Below are 22,130 nucleotides of genomic sequence, written 5' to 3' on the forward strand. Positions count from 1 at the left end.
AATAAATTACTAGTAATCGATCCAAGAAAAATCTAAACTCAGAAATCTAAAATTTAAAATCTCTACCTTCCCATATAAATCAAAAGCACAGAAATATCACTTGGTGATACACCGCTGATTCTTGATGCCTGAGAAATTGTAACTGGTCGAATTTTACTTAATTTTTGTTTCGCTTCAATCGACATTGATTTGATTTTATTATAATCGAAATTCTCTGGAATTTTTACTTCTTCTAAACGAGTTAGTTTATCGGCGTTGTTTCTTTCCTTTTCGATATAACCAGAATATTTAACCTGGATTTCGGCTTGCTCTAAAATCTCTTTGTCTAAATCATTTTCTTCAACATATGCTTTTACTTTTTCAAATTTCAGCATATCCTCTAAATCAATTTGCGGACGTGAGAATACTTTAAACATTTTATCGCCTTGCGTAATTGGGGCAGTTTCTTTTGCTTCTAAAATTGGATTTGTTTCAGCAACCGAAACACTTGTTTCTTTGAAGAACGCAACCATCTTTTCAGACTCATTTAATTTCTTTTCCATTCTTCGCAAACGAGCTTCAGATGCAAGACCAATTTCATGCGACATTGGTGTCAATCTGAAATCGGCATTATCTTGTCGCAACAATGTTCTATATTCTGCTCTTGATGTAAACATACGATAAGGTTCTTCCGTTCCTTTCGTAATTAAGTCGTCGATCAAAACTCCGATATACGCTTCATCACGTTTTAAAATTAATGGCGCTTTTTCGTGCACTTTTAAATGCGCATTTATTCCAGCCATCAAACCTTGCGAAGCTGCTTCTTCATATCCTGTCGTTCCATTAATTTGTCCGGCAAAATATAATCCTTCAACTAACTTTGTTTCCAAAGTATGTTTCAATTGCGTCGGCGGGAAATAATCATATTCGATTGCATAACCCGGACGGAAGAATTTCACTTTCTCAAAACCGGCAACAGAACTCAATGCTTTAAATTGAATATCTTCTGGAAGCGAAGTTGAAAATCCGTTAACGTAAACTTCACAAGTATTCCATCCTTCTGGTTCAACAAAAAGTTGGTGGCGTTCTTTATCCGCAAAACGATTAATCTTATCTTCAATAGACGGACAATATCTCGGACCTAAACTTTTTATTCTTCCGTTGAACATTGGCGAACGATCAAAACCTTCTCTCAAAATATCATGAACTTCAAGCGAAGTGTATGTCATGTGACAAGATCTTTGATGCGTTAACGGAACGGTCAAATCCGAATAAGAAAACTTATCCGGTATTGCATCTCCTTTTTCTTCGTTCATTTTAGAATAATCCAAAGAACGTCCATCAACTCGTGGCGGCGTTCCTGTTTTCATTCTTCCGGCTTCAAATCCGGCTTTCACTAAATCTTCGGTAATTCCGGTTGCGGCACTTTCGCCTGCTCTACCTCCACCAAATTGTTTTTCTCCAATATGAATTAATCCGTTCAAAAAAGTTCCGTTTGTCAACACAACCGATTTGCATCGAATCTCAACTCCAAGCGAAGTTCTAATTCCTTTTATCTTTCCGTTCTCGATAATCAGACCTTTTACCATCTCTTGGTAAAAATCTAAATTTGGAGTTCCCTCCAACATCAATCTCCATTCTTCTGCAAAACGCATTCGATCACTTTGAACTCTCGGCGACCACATTGCTGGCCCTTTTGATTTGTTCAACATCTTAAACTGAATTGCAGTTCGATCTGAAACAATTCCGGAGTAACCTCCAAGCGCGTCGATCTCACGAACAATTTGTCCTTTTGCAATTCCTCCCATTGCAGGATTGCAAGACATCTGGGCTATGTTCTGCAAACTCATTGTAACCAACAAAGTTTTGGATCCTAAATTTGCGGCCGCTGCCGCGGCTTCAGATCCTGCATGTCCAGCACCAACTACAATAACATCGTATTCTTCTAAAAACATTTTGTTTTATTATTCTCTGCAAACCGTTTAAGGCGATTCTCAGAATTAACTTTATTTTTCTTTTGTTCCACGTGGAACTATCTTTTTTGTTTCAGGTTTTTTTTTGTTTCAAATTCCACGTTTTAAACTAAATTTAAAAGTTCCACGTGGAACACTTGCTGATTTATTTTTCAAAACTAAAACCGAATAGTTAATGTTTCACGTGAAACATTTTAAAAACAAACTTAAATTTTCATGTTCCACGTGAAACATCTTTCGGATTTAATTCTTTTCTTCTAATTAATTTTCTATGTTCCACGTGAAACACTTTGTAAAAACTATTTCAAATTAAAAGTGTTTCACGTGGAACAACTTTTAATGTCTTCTTTACACAGCTAAAACTTGAGACCTGAAATAATAAAAACCTGAAACAAAAACTCTACTGTTCCACGTGAAACATCGCAATCTTTTCATCTTCTTTTGAACGCATAAGTTCTGCATCAGCATCACTTTTATCTTTGTATCCACAGTAATGTAATATACCGTGAGCCAATACACGTTTCAATTCTTCTTCAAAAGAAACATTAAAATCTTTTGCATTGTCTTCTACTCTTTCTACAGAAACAAAAATATCTCCGCTGATTTCGTTACCAACTGTATAATCAAAACTGATAATATCTGTTAGTGTGTCGTGATCTAAATATTCTACATTTATTTTATGCAGGTATTCATCATCACAAAAAATATAATTTATTTCTCCCTCGTTCTTCTTTTCAGAAACAATAACAGCGCTCAACCAATCTGTAAAAGCTTGTTCGTTGTCTAAAGAAAATTCGGTTTCGTAATTAAAGTTTATCATTTTGTATTAAAATATTCTTGAACCTTTTGATTAAAATTCGAGCGCAAAGGTAGCGATTGTCTATTTAAAATTTCTACACTATTTAAATAATCAGTTAATGAGCTAGGTAACGCATTTGATCGATTAGAAAATTCAGCCTTATTTGTTTCAGATTGACGCTTCGTATCTTGACCTTGTTCCTGAACTGCATTGTTTAATTTTAATAATTCTTGTTGAATATTTAAAATTCTCTGCAGGTTCTCATTCTTAAATCCTTTATTTAAAATCTGTTTTTCTGAAGCTTTCATCTGTTCAATTGCAGATCTTCCTTGCATGTCTAATCCTTTTTTAGCTAACTCTTTTTGTAAAGCTTCACGAAGTTTAACTTGCTCTTTGTAAATCTCCATTATCTTTTCAGCATCTCCTTCTCCATCTTCACCATTATTTCCTTCGTTGCCTTTTCCTCCTTCTTTACCACCTTGTCCATTTTTACCTTGACCATTTTTTCCGTCTTTTCCTTGTCCATCTTTTCCTTGTCCGCTTTCTTTACCCTGACCTTGTCCTTGTTTTCCTTCTCCACTTTTTCCTTGCTGACCACTTCCCGGTTTATCTCCCGGCTTCATTCCTTCTTTCATTTTATCTGCCAGACCTTTTTGTTTTTGAATAATATCTGGTAATTGCATTCCTTGTCCGTCTCCTTGTTTTGGTTTTCCCATTCCCGGTTTAGACATTTGCATCTGCATATTATTTAAAAGATCACTTAAAAAATCGGCTAATTTGTTTGCAGATGAAACAGCGTATTGTTGATGCGAAACTCCTTTTGGGATTTGAACATCGGTTAATACTTCAATTGCTTTATCCATATTATATTGTACGTTTCCAATTTCCTTAGTTACATCTTCTGCAATTTTTGGATTTCTAAGAGACATTGCAAACAAACTATCATCGACGTGACGGAACTGTTGTTTTAAATTCTGCTGAATTTTTATGTTCTTCGTATATGCAGAAGAACCTAATTTCATCGATTTAAATTGTTTCATTACGTCTTCCTGAGATAATGAAAATGCTAAAAGGTTATCCAGAATTTGACGAAGCATGGCAACATCTTCTTCTAATTGATCTTGTTCTCCACCTTCCATGCTTGAACTCATTTGCTCTGCCATTGACTTCATTTTTTTAGAAGCACTTTTTTGTTTTGGCTTAGCCGAAGAAGTATTCTTTTTATTTAATTCTTCTGAAGCTTTGTTCAAATCATTCTCTACATCTTTTTCTTTAGAAGCATCTTTCGGAATATCCAACGGAGATTTTAAAGTATTGTTTTCCTCTTTCAAATCTTTAAGGTCTTCCTGAATTTTATCAAATGATTTATTGATATCGTCTTGCTTCTCTTTTGTGTTTTCAGCATCTTTATTAGAAAGCTCTTCTTGTTTTTCTGCTAACTTATTTAGCTTCTCTGCAACTTGCTCTGCTTTCTTTTCTACATAAAAACGCTTCGTTAATTCAACTAATTGTTCTAAATTACGAGATTGGTTTTTACTGATTTGTTTGAATTTTTCCATCTTATCAAACAACTCTTCGCTGTTTAATTTATCGTTTAGGTTCTTTAACTCATCCATCAATTTCTGGTTTTTCTCTAAATCTTTCTCGGCATTATCTAAACGCTTTTGTAAATCTTCGGCAGTTTTATCTTTCTTATCCGTATTATATTTATCTAAATTCTTGTTCATTTTTTTGGCAAACTGCTTCATCATTTCGTCTTGCTGCTTTTGACGTTTGATAAAATCATTTACTTTTTGCTGATCTTTAAACTCTAAATTATCTTTTTCTTTTCCTGTGTTTTTTAGTTTATCCATTTCAGAAAACTGCTTTTCCTGATTCTTTAATGATTTAGATAAACTATTAATGTTGGCATTTTGCTGTTGCAATTCTGCATCCTGAATTTCATCTGTTGTAGAAACTCGATCTGAAAATGTAGAAGATTTTGTACTCTTAAATCCGTGCAGTGCATCATTATCAAAAACCTCAAAATAGTATTCATACGATACTCCTTCTTCTACTGCAAGATTACTTGGGAAGTTAAAAACGAACTGATCAAACACTGCTTGCTTTACAGGAATAGTTCCTCGCTTTGCAGTTTGTGGTTTGCCATGTTCGTAATAAACAACTTGTAATTTTGATAAACCATAGTCATCACCAAGTCTTCCTAAAACATAATTCTTATCTAATTTTAAACTATCCGGAGCTGGTGAAACTGTAATTGTTGGATGCTGATCTTTGATAACTGACAGCTGATAGTCTAATTTTTCGTAATTTTTAACCTTATTATTCGAAGTAAGAATTTGATATTCTGTATTTTGATTAATATTTTTAGCTAATTTAAACTCGTTTTCTGCCTTATTAAACTTCAAAATTGAGTTTTCATCTTTCCAAACTACCTCTTGAGTTGACTGCGTTTTCATTTTCCAGGTTACAATTGTTCCTTCTGGTACGATTGCATTTCCGGTTCCCTGAATCGTTTCTGATTTCTTTTTTAGGTAAGATGGAAAATTCAAAACCATTTCGAAGTTGGCAATCGATGGAACTGTAATAACTTTTAATTCATATTCATTTGATGAAACTGAATTTCCTTCAAATGAAAACTGCATATCTGTTGTTGGTTTTTCAATCTTGAATTCAAACTTTCCGGTTTGAGAAGATTCCATAAAATAGCTTTCGTTACCAATATGGATCATTACATTTTCTGGAACTACGTTTCCTTCTGTTTCAACTTTTACAATAAAATCTTTGTTTTGTTCTGTTTGAAGTTTGTCATTTAGAATCACAAATTTGAAAGGAGCCGGTGGCAAAAAAGAAGCATTAAAATGTACTACTCTATTAAAGCTTTGGGAAATTATATTGCTGTTTCCAGAAACAAAAAAAACTGCAAATAGCAAAACCGGAATTAAAGCTAACGGTAAATACTTTTTATTTGATTTATAATTGATGGCATTTCCAAACGGAATTGGCTGCAATGAATTTGCTTTTTGTTCGATCGAAGCCAACATCAATTCTGAACTTTCTGCAGAATTTTCATTTGAAGAAAGCTGTAAAAAGTTCGTTAGTTTATCACTTACTTCTGTAAAATGATTTCCAATAATTGCCGAAGCCTGATTATAATCGATTCCTTTTTGAAGTTTGAACAACTTAAAAATTGGAAATAAGATAAAACGAAACAACAGAAAAACTTCTACTGCAATAAATATCCAGAATAAAAGTGTTCTTCCTAATGGTTTCAGCCAAAGAAAATACTCTATAAAAAGTGTAAACAGGAAATACAAAAGTCCAAAACCAATAAAAAGAAGTGCTCCTTTTATCAATTCATTCATGTAATATTTCTTTATAAATCCTTCTAACTTCTGATATATTGCAGATGATGTTTTCAAAATAAAATCTCTTTTAATTATAACCCATAAAAGTAGTAATTATAATGATAAGTCTAAAAGTCAAAAGTCGAAAGTCAAAAGTTTAGCACGCAGCTATAAACCTTTCGGACTTTCGACTTTTGGCTTTTGACTAATATTGTATCTTTGCATCAAAATTATAAACAAATGTCAAAGCAAGTTCGCGTGCGTTTTGCACCAAGTCCGACTGGACCATTACATATTGGCGGGGTTCGTACTGCCCTATTTAATTATTTATTTGCAAAAAAACATAACGGTGTTTTTTATCTGAGAATTGAAGATACGGATCAGACTCGTTTTGTACCGGGTGCCGAAGCTTATATTATGGAAGCACTGGAATGGCTAGGAATTTCTCCTGAAGAAACTGTTGGAAAAAATGAAAAATTTGGCCCGTACAGACAAAGTGATCGTAAAGAAATATATCAAAAATATGCAGATCAACTGATCAATTCAGGCTGGGCATATTATGCTTTTGATACTCCTGAAGCTCTTGATGCACATAGAAAACAACACGAAGCTGAAGGAAAAACTTTTATATACAATCATCACAACCGTGAAAAGTTAGATACTTCGTTAGTAATTTCTGCAGAAGAAGTTTCTAAAAGAATTGCAAATGGAGAACATTATGTGATTCGTTTTAAAACTCCGGTTGATGAAACATTACATTTAAAAGATATTATTCGTGGAGATGTTAAGTTTGAAACTAATCTTCTTGACGATAAAGTTTTGTTTAAAAGTGACGGAATGCCAACCTATCATTTAGCTAATATTGTTGATGATCATTTAATGGAAACTTCACATGTAATTCGTGGTGAAGAATGGCTGCCATCGATGCCACTTCACGTTTTATTATACAGAGCTTTTGGTTGGGATGCACCGGAATTTGCACATTTACCTTTGATTTTAAAACCGGTTGGAAACGGAAAATTATCTAAAAGGGATGGTGATAAATTAGGATTTCCTGTGTTTCCATTAGAATGGAAAACGGAAGAAGGCATTTCATCTGGTTACAGAGAGAAAGGATTTTTCCCGGAAGCCGTTGTAAACTTCCTTGCTTTGTTAGGCTGGAATGACGGAACTGATAAAGAATTATTTTCTCTTGAAGAATTAGTTGAAACTTTTGACTTAAACCGAGTTCATAAAGCGGGAGCAAAATTTGATCCTGAAAAGAACAAATGGTTCAATCATCAATATTTAATCAAACAAAATGATGCTGATTTAGCGAAGAGCTTCTCTCCTATTTTAGAAGAAAAAGGCTTCTCGACTCCGCTCGAAGTGACAACTCGTATTGTTTCTTTGATTAAAGAAAGAGCTCATTTCGTTTCTGAATTTTGGGATTTAACTGATTTCTTTTTCCAGGCTCCAACATCTTATGATGAAAAAGCAAGCAAAAACTGGAAGGAAGAAACTCCGGCTTTAATGCAGGAATTGATTTCGACTCTAGAATATATTGATGGTTTTGATTCTGCAAATATCGAAGCAATCGTGAAAGATTGGTTGACGAAAAACGAAATTGGAATGGGTAAAGTTATGCAGCCTTTTCGTTTGAGTTTAGTTGGAGCTTTAAAAGGGCCTCACCTATTTGACATTGTTGAAATCATTGGAAAAGAAGAAACTATTTCTAGAATTCAAAAAGCGATAGCAACTTTATAATCAAAATAAAATTCAAAATAGAAACGCTAAGAAATATCTAATAAATGTTCTTAGCGTTTTTTTAATGTTTAAAAATTTTATTTTAGAAGAATTTTCGTAATTTACCAAGATCAAAAATATAAACTATATCACCATGAGTACAGCATTTATTATCTTATTAGTACTAGCATTCTTTATTTTCATGTCTTCTTTCTTTACAGTAAAACAACAAAGTTCTGTGATTATAGAAAGATTTGGAAAATTTCATAGTGTTAGAAATTCAGGATTACAGTTAAAAATTCCGTTAGTGGACAGATTGGCCGGACGTGTAAATCTTAAAATTCAACAGCTTGATGTTATCATTGAAACTAAAACTAGAGACAACGTTTTCATTAAAATGAAAGTTTCTGTTCAGTTTAAAGTTATTCAGGATAAAGTATATGATGCTTTTTATAAACTGGAATATCCGCACGATCAGATTACTGCTTATGTATTTGACGTAGTTCGTGCCGAAGTTCCTAAACTAAAATTGGATGATGTTTTTGAAAGAAAAGACGATATCGCAATTGCAGTAAAAAGAGAATTGAACGAAGCGATGACTACTTATGGTTACGATATCATTAATACTTTGGTAACGGATATTGACCCGGACATTCAGGTTAAAAATGCCATGAACAGAATCAATGCTGCTGACAGAGAAAAAACAGCTGCAGAATTTGAAGCTGAAAGTTCAAGAATCAGAATCGTTGCAAAAGCAAAAGCTGAGGCTGAAAGTAAACGTTTACAAGGTCAAGGTATTGCAGATCAACGTCGTGAAATTGCAAGAGGTCTTGTAGAAAGTGTTGAAGTTTTAAACAATGTTGGGATTAATTCTCAAGAGGCTTCTGCCCTAATTGTCGTTACGCAGCATTATGATACTTTGCAGGCAATTGGAGCTGATACAAATTCTAATTTAATTTTGCTGCCAAATTCTCCACAAGCCGGAAGTGATATGTTGAATAACATGGTTGCTTCATTTTCAGCATCAAACCAAGTTGGTGAAATGATGAAAAAATATAATAAAAAAGTAGAGAAACCAAAACCAATTCAGCCACAATCTGGATATGAAGATGACGTTCAACCAGAAGTTCAATCATAATTCTAAAATAAAAAAGAGGCTTAACTGCCTCTTTTTTTATTTATAAACCAGCCAATTACATAAGGTAAAATGGATTGCAAAATTTGCGGATACGAATTTTTAAAGTAATCTGTATAAGATGAAACGAATCCGTTTACAATATTTTGTGGTGTTATGCTTTCTTTAGTTCTCTGAAAACTTAAAACCAATTTCTGATAATTGATATCTTTTTCCAGTTTTAAAATTTCTAAATCTCTATCGATTTCAGCATAAGAAGAGTATTTTTTCTTTTCCATAATTCTTAATCGTTAAAAAATATTTCTGAAAACTTCTCCAAAATTGGACCTTCAACAATCTTATCTTTTATCAGAAAAAGTAAAATGGTGAACAAAAGATAGATCCCTCCTACTGCCAAAAATCCCAAAGCATTGCTTCCTAATAAATCTCCAAAAGCATAAGCTGCTGCAAAAGATCCAAAAAGTAAAACCATACTAAAACACAATAATATCAAAGTAAATTTGAAAATTAAAGTTGTTGATTTCATTGCTACTTTAAAACCCCAAAGTTTATAGTAAGCTAAATGACTGTCAATGTAAACTTTAGTTTGTTCCTGGATTTTTTCGGTATTTTCTTTTAACTCTTCAAAAGCCATAATTAGTTTTTTAAAATAAAAAAAGCACAAAACTCTCTTATAAAAATAAGCAAGTAATGTGCTTCCTGTTCAAATATTATTTTTGAAGTTTAGCGTTTTGTGCTTTTAAATCAGCCAATTTAGATTCTAAAAAAGTGATTACTTCTTCTGTTTTATGGCTTACATTTGAAAGTAAATCATTTAAAGTTCCATCAAGATTTTGTGTTGCACCCGTGAATTTTTCACGCAGCACTTCAGAACTTGCCTGAAAAGAATCCTGCAGATTATGTTTTGCATCATCAATTCCTTCTTTAATTTTAGCACGGGTTTTTGATCCTTTATCTGGAGCAAATAAAATTCCTAACGCTGCTCCTACTGCAGCACCAGCTAAAATTGCTGCAATTGTATTTGAATTATTTGACATGATATTTCTATTTTAAGTGATTAATAAAGATACTTATTTTTTAAAATGATAAATTGTAAAATGTAAAATTTAACAATATAATTAATACACATAAGCAACAGCTTCATATTTTCCATCAGCATTTTCAATAATACTCACAAAAGGATAACCATTTGAAGCTGACTTCGTTTTGATTCTCATAGCAGTCTGCTTTTGATTTGCAATTGGCGGTTCACCTTTTGTCCTTGTCGAGACTCCGGTAAAACTTGCTGCCTGCTTCAGCCCTATTGTCTTTTCCCGAGGCAGAACAGTTACCATTTTGTAATCGTCTTTTGAATCAACTATTATTTTATCAGAAATTTTTTGAGTTTGTTTTGTCTGCTTATTTGTAATTGATGAAACAGCATATTTGCTAATTTTAATTTCTTCAGAACTCCCATTCAATGAATAATAAATTAAACCGTTTTCGTTTTTAATAAAATTAACATCAAGTTGTTCTCCATTATGTTTTGTCATTTGATGTGTTTGTGAAATTGCAATGTTTGCAAATAACATTGCCAGCGTAAAATAAAAAATTTTCATAATAATTGAATCTAATATTTATAATTAAAATTTGTCCTATTGAAATACAAAAACAATAATTACCTAAAACTAATGCTATGAAATTTTATAATTATAAAGTAATTTGAAAAATACCTTTTACGCGAAATATTATCAAAACTAAATCATAATAAAAATTAGAACATAAAATTTGTCGTTTCTAAAATTCAAATTAGAAATGATCTTAAAATAAAAAAGCATCATTTTTAGTTTTAAGAAATTCAGTTTAGAATCTGCTCGGAAATATCAATTTTTATAAAATCATTTCTGACTTTTGGTATTGAGATAAAAATAGCAACTTTATAAACAATTGTATGTTAATAACCCGTTAAACTGACAAAAACAACGGTAAAACTTTAAATTAAAGCCATAAATAAACAATAATTCAAAAAACGAGTTATATGTCGCCCTAAATTAAATATTACCTTAAAATCAATTTATGAAGGTCGAAATTAATCTATAAAAACTATTGTTTTTAATATTTAAATAGATTTTATAAATAATAATTAAAATTAATAATATTAAAAATTTAATAAACTATATTAATAAATAAAAATTGGTTCATTTTCCATTTTTATGAAGTGAAAAAAACAAAAATTGACAAAAAAAGACGAAACTTAAAATAAAGAGTTTTAAAAAGGAATTTCAAAAAAAAGGATTCAAGAGATGGATAAAATTAAAAATTGTCTTAAAATTAATTTATGAAAGTCACTTTTAATTTAAAATTTTTATAAAAATATTAATTTTAATAGAAAATATAAATAATAAAAAAAGCGCTTATAAAAAGCGCTTTCAATAGATTCTAATTATTTTTACTTTTTTACCATTTCAGATAAAATTTCAATTTCTCTCTCCGATGCATTTTTTGGAGGATTTGAATATAATTTCAAAATTTCGTCTGAAAACTGATTTCTCAAATCTTCACTTACAATATCTCTTAAATTCAAAAGTGCTTTTGATCTAACATAAGTCGATTCACTTTTTAGAGACATTGAATATAATTTCTTAATATCATCTTCTTCAAAATCTGTAGATTTCCAGTTTGAATATTTCAAAATAAACTGAGAAAACAACAGCGAAGCCTTATTATTGTTGATATTTTTCTTTAAAGAATTTTGTAAAAGTGAAAAACTAGAAACATTTTTGATGTTCTCTCCTATTGCACTTTCAATTGCAATACGTTCCGGTTTAGTTTCAACTTTAAAATATTTGTTGATTTCTTTTAAAGAATTATTGATGCTGTTTTCTTCTTTTTTACCTTTTTCTTCCCAGGCATCTTTTAGTCCAACAGTTTTGTTAAATACTAATTTTGAAGGAGTTGAGTCTTTATCAACAGTAAAATAACCTAAACGTTGAAACTGAAATTTGTCTTCATTTTGAACATTTGCTAAACTTGGTTCAACATATCCGGTAACAATTTCTAACGAATTTGGGTTCACAAAATCTAAGAAATTTTTCTCTTTATAACTGTCCGGCGCTTCATCTGTAAACAAACGATCGTACAAACGAACTTCTGCTTTTAATGCATGTTTTATTGAAACCCAATGCAATGTTCCAGATACTTTTCTTTGGCTTGCTTCTGTCCCGCTTCCGCTTAAAGAATCAGTATCATATGTTACATGAATTTCTGTAATATTTCCTTCAGAATCTTTTATAACAGATTCACCTTTAATGATATATGCATTTTTAAGGCGAACTTCTTTTCCTAAAGTTAATCGGAAAAATTTAGCTGGAGCTTCTTCTAAAAAGTCTTCTCTTTCGATGTATAATTCACGAGAAAAAGGTACTTTTCTGAATCCTGCATTTTCATCTTCCTGATTATTTTCGGCTTCAAGCCATTCTTCTTTTCCCTCAGGATAATTGGTAATTACTAGTTTTACAGGATCTAAAACAGCCATTACACGAGGTGCAATCTTGTTTAAATCTTCACGAATACAAAACTCTAAAACCGATACATTAATCAAATTATCACGTTTTGCAATACCAATTGTATTGGCAAAATTACGCAAAGAAGCAGCTGTGTAACCACGTCTTCTTAATCCAGAAATGGTTGACATTCTTGGATCATCCCAACCGTTAACATGCTTTTCCTTAACTAGTTGCTGTAATTTTCTTTTACTAACAACAGTATGTGATAAGTTACGTCTTGCAAATTCTCTTTGCTTTGGACGCAATTTATTTTCATCTAAAATTTGATCTAAAAACCAATCATATAATTCACGGTGAGGCAAGAATTCAAGTGTACAAAATGAGTGTGAAATGGCTTCTAAATAATCACTTTGACCATGTGCCCAATCGTACATTGGATATATTTTCCAGGTATCTCCTGTTCTATGGTGATGTTTGTGTAAAATTCTGTACATAATAGGATCACGCATTAACATGTTTGTTGATTTCATGTCAATTTTTGCACGAAGAATATGTGTACCAGCCTCAAATTCACCGTTTTTCATTCTTTCGAATAAATCTAAATTTTCTTCAACAGAACGATTTCTGTATGGACTATCCGTTCCAGTTGTCGACGGAGTTCCTTTTTGAATCGCCATATCTTCTGAAGACTGGCTGTCAACATATGCTTTATCTTTTTTAATTAATAAAACGGCCCAATCGTATAATTGTTGAAAATAATCGGATGCATAACGTTCTTCGGCCCAAGTATAACCCAGCCATTCTACATCTTTTTTAATAGCGTCAACAAATTCCTGCTCTTCTTTTTCTGGGTTTGTATCATCAAAACGCAAGTTTACAGGTGACTGATAATCAATACCTAATCCAAAATTTAATGCAATAGAACTTGCATGTCCAATGTGTAAATAACCATTTGGTTCTGGTGGAAAACGAAAATGAAGTTTAGTTTGTGAAAGACCTGATTTTAAATCTTCCTCTATGATTTGTTCAATAAAATTGAGTGATTTCTCTTCTGATGCCATTATTTTATAGTAATTTTAGCAAAGATAAAAAAGTTTATAGTTTATAGTTTATGGTTTATGGTTTTCTTTGGAAACTTACTGAAAACATGAAACGTTAAACTTAAAATCTTCAATTAGTTTATTTAGTATTTTTGTGCAAATATTCAGAATTATGAGACAATTAACTGTTACAATTCCAGACGATTTTTACGAAACTTTTGTTAGTTTTTTCAAACATGTTCCAGACGTTTCTATAGATGAAAATGTTGAGAATGAAATTCCGCTATGGCAGCAAGAAATGGTTTTGGATCGTATAAAAAATGCTAAACCTGAAGATTATATTCCTCTGGATGATGCTTTAAAAGAATTAGATAAAAAATGGCTGTAGAAGAAAATTATAAAACCATAATTCTTCCTAGAGCAAAAATAGAAGTAGACGAAGCTGCTTTTTATTATGAATCTACAAAAAAAGGTTTAGGCAAATTATTTTATAAAGAGTTTAAAAACTATGCTCTAACATTAAAAACATTTCCTCTTTTTGAAGAAAAATACAACATTGTTCGTACTTTACCTTTAAAGAAATTCCCCTACACCATTCATTTTACAGTTGATGAAATTAACAAAATAGTTGCTGTTCATGCTGTAATTTCAAATTACCAAAATCCAAACACTACAAGAATAAAACTATAAAAATGGGAGTTATTAAACTAAAAAATATCCGTACTTTTTCTTACCACGGATGTTTAATTGAAGAAGGAAAAATTGGATCTGATTATACAGTCGATCTAAAAGTGAAAACTAATCTTCAAAAATCAGCAGATACAGATCATCTTTTAGATACTGTTGACTATGTACATTTGAACAAAATTGTGACTGAAGAAATGGCAATTCGTTCACATTTATTAGAACATGTAGCAAAAAGAATCAACAATCGCGTACTTGCTGAGATAGAAACTGTAGAAAAAACAACAGTTTGGGTTTCTAAAATAAATCCTCCTATTGGTGGTGATGTTGAATCAGTTACTATAAAAATGACGGAAATTAGAAAGTAATTATTTTTATTAAAATCGTATTTTTTCAAAATAGTTCATATGAAACTTTTGAATTTTAAAGATTTTAGTTACTTTTGCCATCCGTTCAAGCAATGGCGTCGTGGCCGAGCGGCTAGGCTGGGCTCTGCAAAAGCTCCTACTCCGGTTCGAATCCGGACGATGCCTCTAAAACCTTCAAGGAAACTTGGAGGTTTTTTTTTATGTTTAATTTTTAGAAAAAATTAGATAAATATATTGGTTCGAATCCAGACGATGACTTAAAACTTTCCACAATCTTGTCATTTCGACCGTAGGGAGAAATCGCACAAGTAATTCCGTAACTATGATCGCCAATCTTTGTCGATATGCTAGTGCGATTTCTCCCTACGGTCGAAATGACAAACTTTGCGTGAATAACTTTTTGAAATTGTTTCGTTCCTCGCAATGACTTATAAACACAAAAAAACCTCTGAAATTCAGAGGCTTAATTTTATATTTTTGACTTATTAACAACTACTTATTTTCAATCTTCTCGAAAGCGTTTTTAACCATTTCTTTTTCTTTTGGAAACCAGCCTTGAGTTATTAAAACAACTCCAAAAACCATTAAAACAATACTAATACCTTTTTTAATTTTTAAGATATTCGTTGGGGTCATTCTACTTTTTAACTGCTTGGCTAATAGAATTTTAATACAGTCAACTAACAAATAAATAATAATTACTGAAGTAAAAAAAGTAATCATTCTTGTGTTTTGCATTTCTAATTTTGGTCCAACTGAAATAATAACGGCTAACCAGAAACCCAAAACTCCAATGTTAATAACGTTGAGTAAAAAACCTTTTACAAACAAACTTGCATAGTTTCTTTTTATAATATCACGGTCAATTTCTTCATCATTAATTTTTTCTTCTTTTTTTAATTTTAAAAAAGAAATTATACCATAAGCCAGCATAATTATTCCCCCAAAAATAAACAGGGCAGGTTTATCTTTTAAACTCTGAATTAATCTGTAACTTCCTAAATAAGCAATTGCTATAAAAAAAATATCACCTAGAACTACACCAAGATCAAAGACAATTGCTGCTCTGAATCCTTTTGTAATACTGGTTTCTAATAGTATAAAAAATACCGGACCTACCATAAAGCTTAGAAAAAGTCCCCATGGCAGTCCAGCCAGAATATCATTTATCATCAAAATACGACTTGTTATTTTACTTCTTCGATTTTACCTCCAAAAACTGTTTTTTGATTTATTTGCTTTGGTTTACCATAAATGTAAATAGAACCTCCTGCACTTACTTTTGCATCTACGAGAGTTGAAGCATTAACATCAGCTTTTCCGCCTGCAGAAACGCTTACTTTAGTCTGAGACGTGGCTAATTTACTTCCAAGGAAATACCCGCCGGCTCCTAAACTGGCATCAAGGTTATCTGCTTTACCAGTCGCAGTAATTTCTCCACCTGAAACCGAACTTACTTTTAGTTTATCAACATTCAAATCTACGTTAATTTTACCACCTTCCTGTGCACTTACTTTAAATGAAGTTGCTTTTATAGCTTCCTTACTTATAATTTCTGCTCCTTCATTAACATCAATCAATTCAATATGCTTATAATACAAAGTAACTTCAAGATCATTTCCTGATAGAAGTTTAGGAAAAGGCATTCTTAATTTTAATACACCATTTTTATTAACAGCTTCCAGCTCTGCTTCTCTTGCTCCTTTTATAACAACTTTATTTTCAGATGACGGAACTAATTTTACACTTAATTTGTCATAAACTTTTACGGTATCAAAATCACCTAACGTTTTAGTAACCTGACTAAAAGACATTTGTACAAATAAAATTGCTGCTCCAATAATTAGCTTTTTCATACTTTTATTTTTAAAAATTAATACTTATTCTGCTCGTCGCAAAAAATGAAAATCTAGTTGTTTTTTAACTAAATCGGCATTTTTTACTTTCACATAAATTTCGTCCCCAAGTTGCAAAATGCTGTTTGAAGTAGCTCCAACCAATGCATATTGTTTTTCATCAAAAGTATAATAATCATCTTTTATTTCTCTGATTCTTACCATTCCTTCGCATTTATTAGAAACGATTTCAACATAAATTCCCCATTCTGTAACACCAGAAATAACACCAAGAAATTCTTCATCCTGATGATCCTGCATGTATTTAACCTGCATGTATTTAATACTATCTCTTTCAGCATTAGTTGCTAAATTTTCCATATTAGAACAATGCAGACTTTTTGTTTCATATGTTTCTTCGTCTACAGAAGCTCCGCCATCCAGATAATACTGTAACAAACGGTGTACCATAACGTCTGGATAACGACGAATTGGCGATGTAAAATGGCTGTAATAATCAAAAGCTAAACCATAATGACCAATATTATCTGTCGAATATTTAGCTTTACTCATACTTCTAATAGCAAGAGTATCAATTAAGTTTTGCTCTTTTTTACCATTTACTTCTTCCATTAAAGAATTCAATGATTTTGCAATATCGCCTTTATTTCTAAAATCAATTTTATAACCAAATTTAGCAATTACGGTTTGCATCGCAATCAATTTGTCTTCGTTTGGTTCGTCGTGAATACGGTAAACAAAGGTTTTCTTTTGTTTACCAATATATTCAGCCACTTTTCTATTGGCCAAAAGCATAAATTCTTCAATCAAATGATTGGCATCTTTTGAAATTTTAAAATATACACCTTCCGGTTCTCCTTCTTCATTCAAGTTAAATTTTACTTCAACTTTATCAAAAGAAATAGCGCCTTGCTGCATTCTTTTCTTTCTTAAAATCTTCGCTAATTCATCTAATTTTAAAGTTGCCTCTACGATTTCATCTGAAACAACATAAGATTCTCCGGTAATTGAAATATCAGCCGGAATTGTATTGTCTTTTGTTTCAATGATATATTGTGCTTCTTCATAAGCAAAACGCTGATCTGAATAAATTACTGTTCTTCCAAACCATTGGTTAATAACCTGAGAAGCTGGAGAAACTTCAAATACTGCAGAGAATGTATATTTTTCTTCATTTGGTCGAAGCGAACACGCAAAATTAGACAATACTTCAGGAAGCATTGGCACTACTCTATCTACTAAATAAACCGAAGTTGCACGTTGATAAGCTTCATCATCCAGGATTGTTCCTTCTTCGAGATAATACGAAACATCGGCAATGTGGATTCCGATTTCAAAATTTCCATTCTCTAACTTTTTAAAAGACAACGCATCATCAAAATCTTTTGCATCTTTTGGATCTATCGTAAACGTAAGCGTATCACGCATATCACGACGTTTTGCAATTTCAGATTCCTGAATAGATGTATCCAGTTTTTGTGCAAAAACTTCTACTTCAACCGGAAAATCTGCAGGGAGTCCGTATTCTGCTAAAATCGCATGAATCTCAGTATTATGTTCTCCAGGTTTTCCTAGAACACGAATTACAGTCCCAAAAGGACTATCAGCTCTTTTTGGCCATTCATCAATTTTAACTAAAACTACATCTCCATTTTCTGCCCCTCCAATTTTATCTTTCGCAATAAAAATATCGGTATACATTTTAGGATTTGCAGTCGAAACAAAAGCAAAATTTGCCTGAATATCAATTACTCCAACAAATTCAGTTTTATCTCTTTCTATAACTTCAATAACTTCACCTTCAGGTCTTTTACCTTTTCTGCGGTTATAAACGTAAACTTTTACTTTATCTTTATCTAAGGCACGATTCAAATTATTAGTTGGAATAAAAACATCTTCTTCGAACTCATCACAAATAAAATATGCCGTTTTTCTGCTCGTCATATCTATCGTTCCTTCGTAATAATCCTGACTAATTGCTTTGACTAAATATTTTCCAGGTTCTGTTTCTATAATTTTCTTTTGAGCTGCCAGAATTTTTAAATCTTTTATAATCTGGTTTCTGCTATTTGTATCGTCAAGTTCTAACTTCGCTCCTATTTGTTTATAATTAAATGGCTTATTGGCATTTTGCGATAAAATCTTAAGGATCTTCCCAGAGAAATCTTTCTCTTTTTTTATCGGCTTTCTAATTTTCTTACTCATATATCTTTTCTTATAAGGTTTAAAATTACAAATAAGAAATCAGATAATTCTTTTTAACAATTAGAATTATTAAAAATATAACTTTTCGTACATTTACAAAAACACCTCATATGGAAAGCTTTAAGACGATCGCCGTATTCAATTATCTGCACGAAACAGTGGTTCTCAAACACTTACTAGAACAAGATGAAATCCCATATTTTTTCGAAAACGAAGTAACACTTTCTGTTATGCCGTTTTACTCAAATGCGCTCGGCGGGATTAAACTCAAAGTTCATCCAAACGATTTTGAACAAGTTCAGGAAATTTTGGACAATCTAAACAATCCTCTTAAAATCGTTTAAACTCTTTCTTTTTTCAAACTAAAAATTTTTTTTTCCTTTTCAACTTTTTTAGTTTTCAACATATATTAAATACAACAAAAAAGAAATTTTAAATTTAATTAATTTTTGATGGTTATTATAGCTTGTTAATATGTCGAATAAATTTATTTTTAAAAGTATTGAAATGAAGTTTCTTTTAGTTATTGGGAGTTATTAACATAGTTATTTTTAGCTAAAAGATTAATTTATAAGACTTTTTGTATTTTAATTAACAACGGTTGACAACCAAAAATGAATTCATTTTGTAGATAAGTTCATATGTTGATATTTGTTGAAAATGGCATTTTTGATATTGATAACTTTTCTAAAAATTCCTGTAACTTTTCTTGCATATTTAATTCCAGTTTTGGATTAGGTATTTTTTTCAAACAACCAAAAAAAACTTCTAATTTTCTTTTCGAACTTATCAACAAATAATGTTAACTTAAAGTTAATTGAATATCAACGAATTACGAATTGGTATTAACATTCTAAAATTTTAACAAATATTATGTTTATTATTTATTGATTATGAGATACTTATATACTTATCAAAAATGTTGATAAGTGATAAGGTTTTGATATCAAGATAGTTGTAAAATGATAGATTTTTTGTCACGAATTCGCTTCGCCTGTTCGCTATCGCTCGAGTTACGATGTACACTAATTATTATAATGATTTTCTAACAGTAAGATTTAAAATAACGACTAAAAAGAAATTCGTGAAAATTGGTGAAATTCGTGACAAACATTCATTAATTAAGTAAATTTGCATTACACAACTTAATAGTATAAAAAAATGAAAATTTCGATAGGAAACGACCACGCAGGACCAGAATATAAAAAAGCAATTGTTGCAATGCTTGAAGCAAAAGGATATGAAGTAACGAATTATGGAACTGATACTGATGCTTCTGTTGATTATCCTGATTTTGGACATCCGGTTGCGAATGATGTATCTGATGGAAAAGCTGATTTTGGAATTGTTATCTGCGGAAGTGGAAACGGAATTGCAATGACGGTTAATAAACACCCTAAAGTGAGAGCTGGATTATGCTGGACTAAAGAAATTGCGTATTTAACCCGTTTACATAATGATGCTAATATTGTGAGTATTCCGGCGCGTTTTACTTCTATTCCGCAAGCGGTTGAAATTGTCGAAACATTTTTAACAACAGTATTTGAAGGAGGAAGACACCAAAATCGTGTTAATAAAATAGCTTGCTCCTAAAAAGTCAAAAAAAATCGGGTGCTTCGCACCAAATAAATAAAAACACACCGGGCGGATTTATTAAAATTCATCCGGTTTTTTGTTTAATTATTTAAAATACAGCTAATTAAGTTAGATGTAATCAGTAGAAATTTAGGTTATTAACAATGTTAATATCTATCTTTTGTTAGTGAAGTAGAAGTAAACTAAAACAGCCTGAATCAAAAAAATCAGCGAGAATTTGACAATAAATGAAGTTTTACTCGTTTTATGTTTGTAGAAAAACATCGCTGTTAATAAACCAGGTGTTCCTCCAATCGCTTCAAGAAAAAACAAAGTATTTTCGGGAATTCTTCGTTTATTTTTTCGAGCTTGATGCTTATCATATCCGGCAAGAATAAAAACGATGGTATTTATAAATAAAAAATAGAGTAAAAAAATTTCCATGGGCATAATATTCAAAACAAAGATATTATTTTAGCCGAATCATTGAGGGATTTTCTAGTTAATTTTAATAAGAAAAATATATTATTTTTTAAAAAATCTATAAAAAACAATAAGTGTTCTTTTCAATTCTTGCCAATTCTTTTAAAATTAGCAAGAATTGAAATAAAGTTTTACATTTGTTTCCTAAACAAATTTACTTATGATTGAAAGTACACCAGGAATAGTTTTAGATAATTCAATTATTTCAAATCTTAATGAGCCAAAAATTATGGCAAAAATTAAAGATATGAATAATAGTTATTTATATTGGGATAAAGTCAAATATAAGAAAGTTGATGGACTATCGCCCGAAGAATTATGGAATACAATTAAATTAGTTAGAAATATTAATTATAAACAAATAAAATTTTCAAATGTAATTTTTAATTATTTTAACACGGATTACATTCAAAAATCATTGCATGAATTTGATATGAATATCGGCGGATATATGGGATCACAAAAAATAATTCCTGAATCTGATAAAGCTAGATATTTAGTAAGTTCAATAATGGAAGAAGCTATTTCAAGTAGTATAATGGAAGGAGCAAATACTACTCGAAAAAAAGCAAAAGATATGCTTAGAAAGGATACAAAACCTATAAATAAATCTGAGCAGATGATTGTGAATAATTATTCAACTATAAAACATATTTTAAAAAATAAAAGTGAAGAATTAACTCCTGAAAATCTTTTGCAGATTCATAAGTTAATGACAAAGAATACTTTAAAAAATGAAAATGAAGAGGGAACCTTTAGAGAATCAAATGATATATATGTTATTAATTATTCTACAAGTGAAATAGTTCATACACCACCAAATTTTGGAGATATAAATAAATTAATTAAAGAACTTTGTCAATTTTTTAACTCAGAAAAAGAAGATTTTATACATCCTATAGTAAAGGGAATTATAATTCATTTTATGATAGGATGGATTCACCCTTTTACAGACGGAAACGGAAGAACGGCAAGAGCTTTGTTTTATTGGTATCTTTTGAAAAAAGGATATTGGTTAACAGAATATTTATCTATATCAAAGATAATACAAGGATCTAAAAATCAATACGAAAAGGCTTATTTATATACAGAAAATGATTCAAATGATTTATCTTATTTTATAACATATCATATTGAAGTTATGCATAAAGCCTTTGAGTCTTTAAAAAATTATATTCAGGAAAAACAGCAAGAAAATTTACAAATTGTGAGTTTCATTAAAATACCAAACATTAATGAGCGTCAAGCTCAAATTTTAAAAACATTATATGATGAGCCTGAATGTGTATTTTCTGTAAAGGAGGTGCAAAATAGATTTTCTATTGCCAATTATACAGCACGTACGGATTTAAATAATCTTGTAAATATGGGATACATGGAAATGATCTCAGTAAATAAAGTAAAACAAAATTATATTAGATCTGCGAATTTTAGCAACTTAATTAAAAAATAAACAATTCTTGCCAATTCTTATAA

20 protein-coding genes and 1 tRNA gene are annotated in these 22,130 nt (G+C 30.9%); 9 read left to right on the top strand and 12 right to left on the bottom strand.

Annotated elements, in window-relative coordinates; genetic code table 11:
- Positions 1-62: 62 nt before the first annotated feature.
- From mnmG to AABD74_RS04865, 3 genes are all read right to left on the bottom strand, one after another.
- Complete coding sequence (gene mnmG, locus AABD74_RS04855; RefSeq protein ID WP_406844839.1) at positions 63-1,934, bottom strand: tRNA uridine-5-carboxymethylaminomethyl(34) synthesis enzyme MnmG; 1,872 nt, start codon at positions 1,932-1,934, stop codon at positions 63-65.
- A 418-nt stretch (positions 1,935-2,352) separates the two neighbouring features.
- Positions 2,353-2,772: an rRNA maturation RNase YbeY gene (gene ybeY / locus AABD74_RS04860; protein WP_406844840.1), complete on the bottom strand. Its 420-nt coding sequence runs from the start codon at positions 2,770-2,772 to the stop codon at positions 2,353-2,355.
- A complete protein-coding gene (locus tag AABD74_RS04865; protein ID WP_406844841.1) occupies positions 2,769-6,173 on the bottom strand; it encodes a hypothetical protein in 3,405 nt (1,134 codons plus the stop codon). The genes ybeY and AABD74_RS04865 overlap by 4 nt, the downstream gene beginning before the upstream one ends.
- 165 nt (positions 6,174-6,338) lie before the next feature.
- Between AABD74_RS04865 and gltX the strand changes: the two genes are divergently transcribed.
- Both gltX and AABD74_RS04875 read left to right on the top strand, forming a co-directional pair.
- A complete protein-coding gene (gene gltX / locus AABD74_RS04870) occupies positions 6,339-7,844 on the top strand; it encodes a glutamate--tRNA ligase (protein ID WP_232679769.1) in 1,506 nt (501 codons plus the stop codon).
- A 133-nt stretch (positions 7,845-7,977) separates the two neighbouring features.
- Positions 7,978-8,961: an SPFH domain-containing protein gene (locus AABD74_RS04875; protein WP_232679767.1), complete on the top strand. Its 984-nt coding sequence runs from the start codon at positions 7,978-7,980 to the stop codon at positions 8,959-8,961.
- 20 nt (positions 8,962-8,981) lie between these two features.
- Here AABD74_RS04875 and AABD74_RS04880 read toward each other — a convergent pair whose 3' ends face one another.
- From AABD74_RS04880 to AABD74_RS04900, 5 genes are all read right to left on the bottom strand, one after another.
- Positions 8,982-9,236: a DUF6327 family protein gene (locus AABD74_RS04880; protein ID WP_053474337.1), complete on the bottom strand. Its 255-nt coding sequence runs from the start codon at positions 9,234-9,236 to the stop codon at positions 8,982-8,984.
- 5 nt (positions 9,237-9,241) lie between these two features.
- Positions 9,242-9,592: a competence protein gene (locus tag AABD74_RS04885; RefSeq protein ID WP_073484152.1), complete on the bottom strand. Its 351-nt coding sequence runs from the start codon at positions 9,590-9,592 to the stop codon at positions 9,242-9,244.
- A 76-nt stretch (positions 9,593-9,668) separates the two neighbouring features.
- Positions 9,669-9,995 (bottom strand): YtxH domain-containing protein, encoded by a 327-nt coding sequence (locus AABD74_RS04890; RefSeq protein ID WP_232679765.1) that lies wholly within the window; start codon positions 9,993-9,995, stop codon positions 9,669-9,671.
- An 81-nt stretch (positions 9,996-10,076) separates the two neighbouring features.
- Positions 10,077-10,556 carry a hypothetical protein gene (locus AABD74_RS04895; RefSeq protein ID WP_232679763.1) on the bottom strand — a complete coding sequence of 160 codons (480 nt, stop codon included), beginning with the start codon at positions 10,554-10,556 and terminating at the stop codon, positions 10,077-10,079.
- A gap of 830 nt (positions 10,557-11,386) precedes the next feature.
- The gene (locus tag AABD74_RS04900) at positions 11,387-13,504 is read right to left on the bottom strand and encodes a glutamine--tRNA ligase/YqeY domain fusion protein (RefSeq protein ID WP_406844842.1); all 2,118 of its coding nucleotides are present in this window, start codon (positions 13,502-13,504) and stop codon (positions 11,387-11,389) included.
- 151 nt (positions 13,505-13,655) lie between these two features.
- On the opposite strand from AABD74_RS04900, the gene AABD74_RS04905 reads away from it, so the two are divergent.
- From AABD74_RS04905 to AABD74_RS04920, 4 genes are all read left to right on the top strand, one after another.
- Positions 13,656-13,871, top strand: coding sequence for a hypothetical protein (locus AABD74_RS04905; RefSeq protein WP_406844843.1), 216 nt, complete (start codon positions 13,656-13,658; stop codon positions 13,869-13,871).
- Positions 13,862-14,173, top strand: a complete 312-nt coding sequence (locus tag AABD74_RS04910) for a hypothetical protein (RefSeq protein WP_232679757.1) — start codon at positions 13,862-13,864, stop codon at positions 14,171-14,173. Before AABD74_RS04905 ends, AABD74_RS04910 begins: the two co-directional genes overlap by 10 nt.
- 2 nt (positions 14,174-14,175) lie before the next feature.
- Entirely contained in the window at positions 14,176-14,535 is a 360-nt protein-coding gene (gene folB / locus AABD74_RS04915; protein WP_053474332.1) for a dihydroneopterin aldolase, read from the top strand.
- A gap of 94 nt (positions 14,536-14,629) precedes the next feature.
- Positions 14,630-14,700: transfer RNA gene (locus tag AABD74_RS04920), tRNA-Cys, on the top strand.
- Between the two features lie 327 nt (positions 14,701-15,027).
- Here AABD74_RS04920 and AABD74_RS04925 read toward each other — a convergent pair.
- From AABD74_RS04925 to rnr, 3 genes are read right to left on the bottom strand one after another with little or no spacing between them, the layout of a single operon-like run.
- Positions 15,028-15,708, bottom strand: coding sequence for a LysE family translocator (locus AABD74_RS04925; RefSeq protein ID WP_232679753.1), 681 nt, complete (start codon positions 15,706-15,708; stop codon positions 15,028-15,030).
- Positions 15,709-15,722: 14 nt separating this feature from the next.
- Entirely contained in the window at positions 15,723-16,391 is a 669-nt protein-coding gene (locus AABD74_RS04930; RefSeq protein WP_232679751.1) for a head GIN domain-containing protein, read from the bottom strand.
- Positions 16,392-16,415: 24 nt separating this feature from the next.
- Positions 16,416-18,596: a ribonuclease R gene (gene rnr / locus AABD74_RS04935; protein WP_232679748.1), complete on the bottom strand. Its 2,181-nt coding sequence runs from the start codon at positions 18,594-18,596 to the stop codon at positions 16,416-16,418.
- Positions 18,597-18,706: 110 nt separating this feature from the next.
- Here rnr and AABD74_RS04940 point away from each other — a divergent pair, with 110 nt between their 5' ends.
- Together AABD74_RS04940 and rpiB are read left to right on the top strand one after the other, a co-directional pair.
- Complete coding sequence (locus tag AABD74_RS04940; protein ID WP_232679746.1) at positions 18,707-18,940, top strand: DUF2007 domain-containing protein; 234 nt, start codon at positions 18,707-18,709, stop codon at positions 18,938-18,940.
- Positions 18,941-19,757: 817 nt separating this feature from the next.
- Positions 19,758-20,189 carry a ribose 5-phosphate isomerase B gene (rpiB, locus tag AABD74_RS04945; RefSeq protein WP_232679744.1) on the top strand — a complete coding sequence of 144 codons (432 nt, stop codon included), beginning with the start codon at positions 19,758-19,760 and terminating at the stop codon, positions 20,187-20,189.
- 156 nt (positions 20,190-20,345) lie between these two features.
- Here the strand turns inward: rpiB and AABD74_RS04950 are convergent, their stop codons facing one another.
- Complete coding sequence (locus AABD74_RS04950; RefSeq protein ID WP_406844844.1) at positions 20,346-20,615, bottom strand: DUF1294 domain-containing protein; 270 nt, start codon at positions 20,613-20,615, stop codon at positions 20,346-20,348.
- A 199-nt stretch (positions 20,616-20,814) separates the two neighbouring features.
- Between AABD74_RS04950 and AABD74_RS04955 the strand changes: the two genes are divergently transcribed.
- Complete coding sequence (locus AABD74_RS04955) at positions 20,815-22,107, top strand: Fic family protein (protein WP_406844845.1); 1,293 nt, start codon at positions 20,815-20,817, stop codon at positions 22,105-22,107.
- Positions 22,108-22,130 lie beyond the last annotated feature (23 nt).

It is taken from the genome of Flavobacterium soyae, assembly GCF_045348165.1.
In the GTDB taxonomy this organism is placed as follows: Bacteria; Bacteroidota; Bacteroidia; order Flavobacteriales; family Flavobacteriaceae; genus Flavobacterium; species Flavobacterium soyae.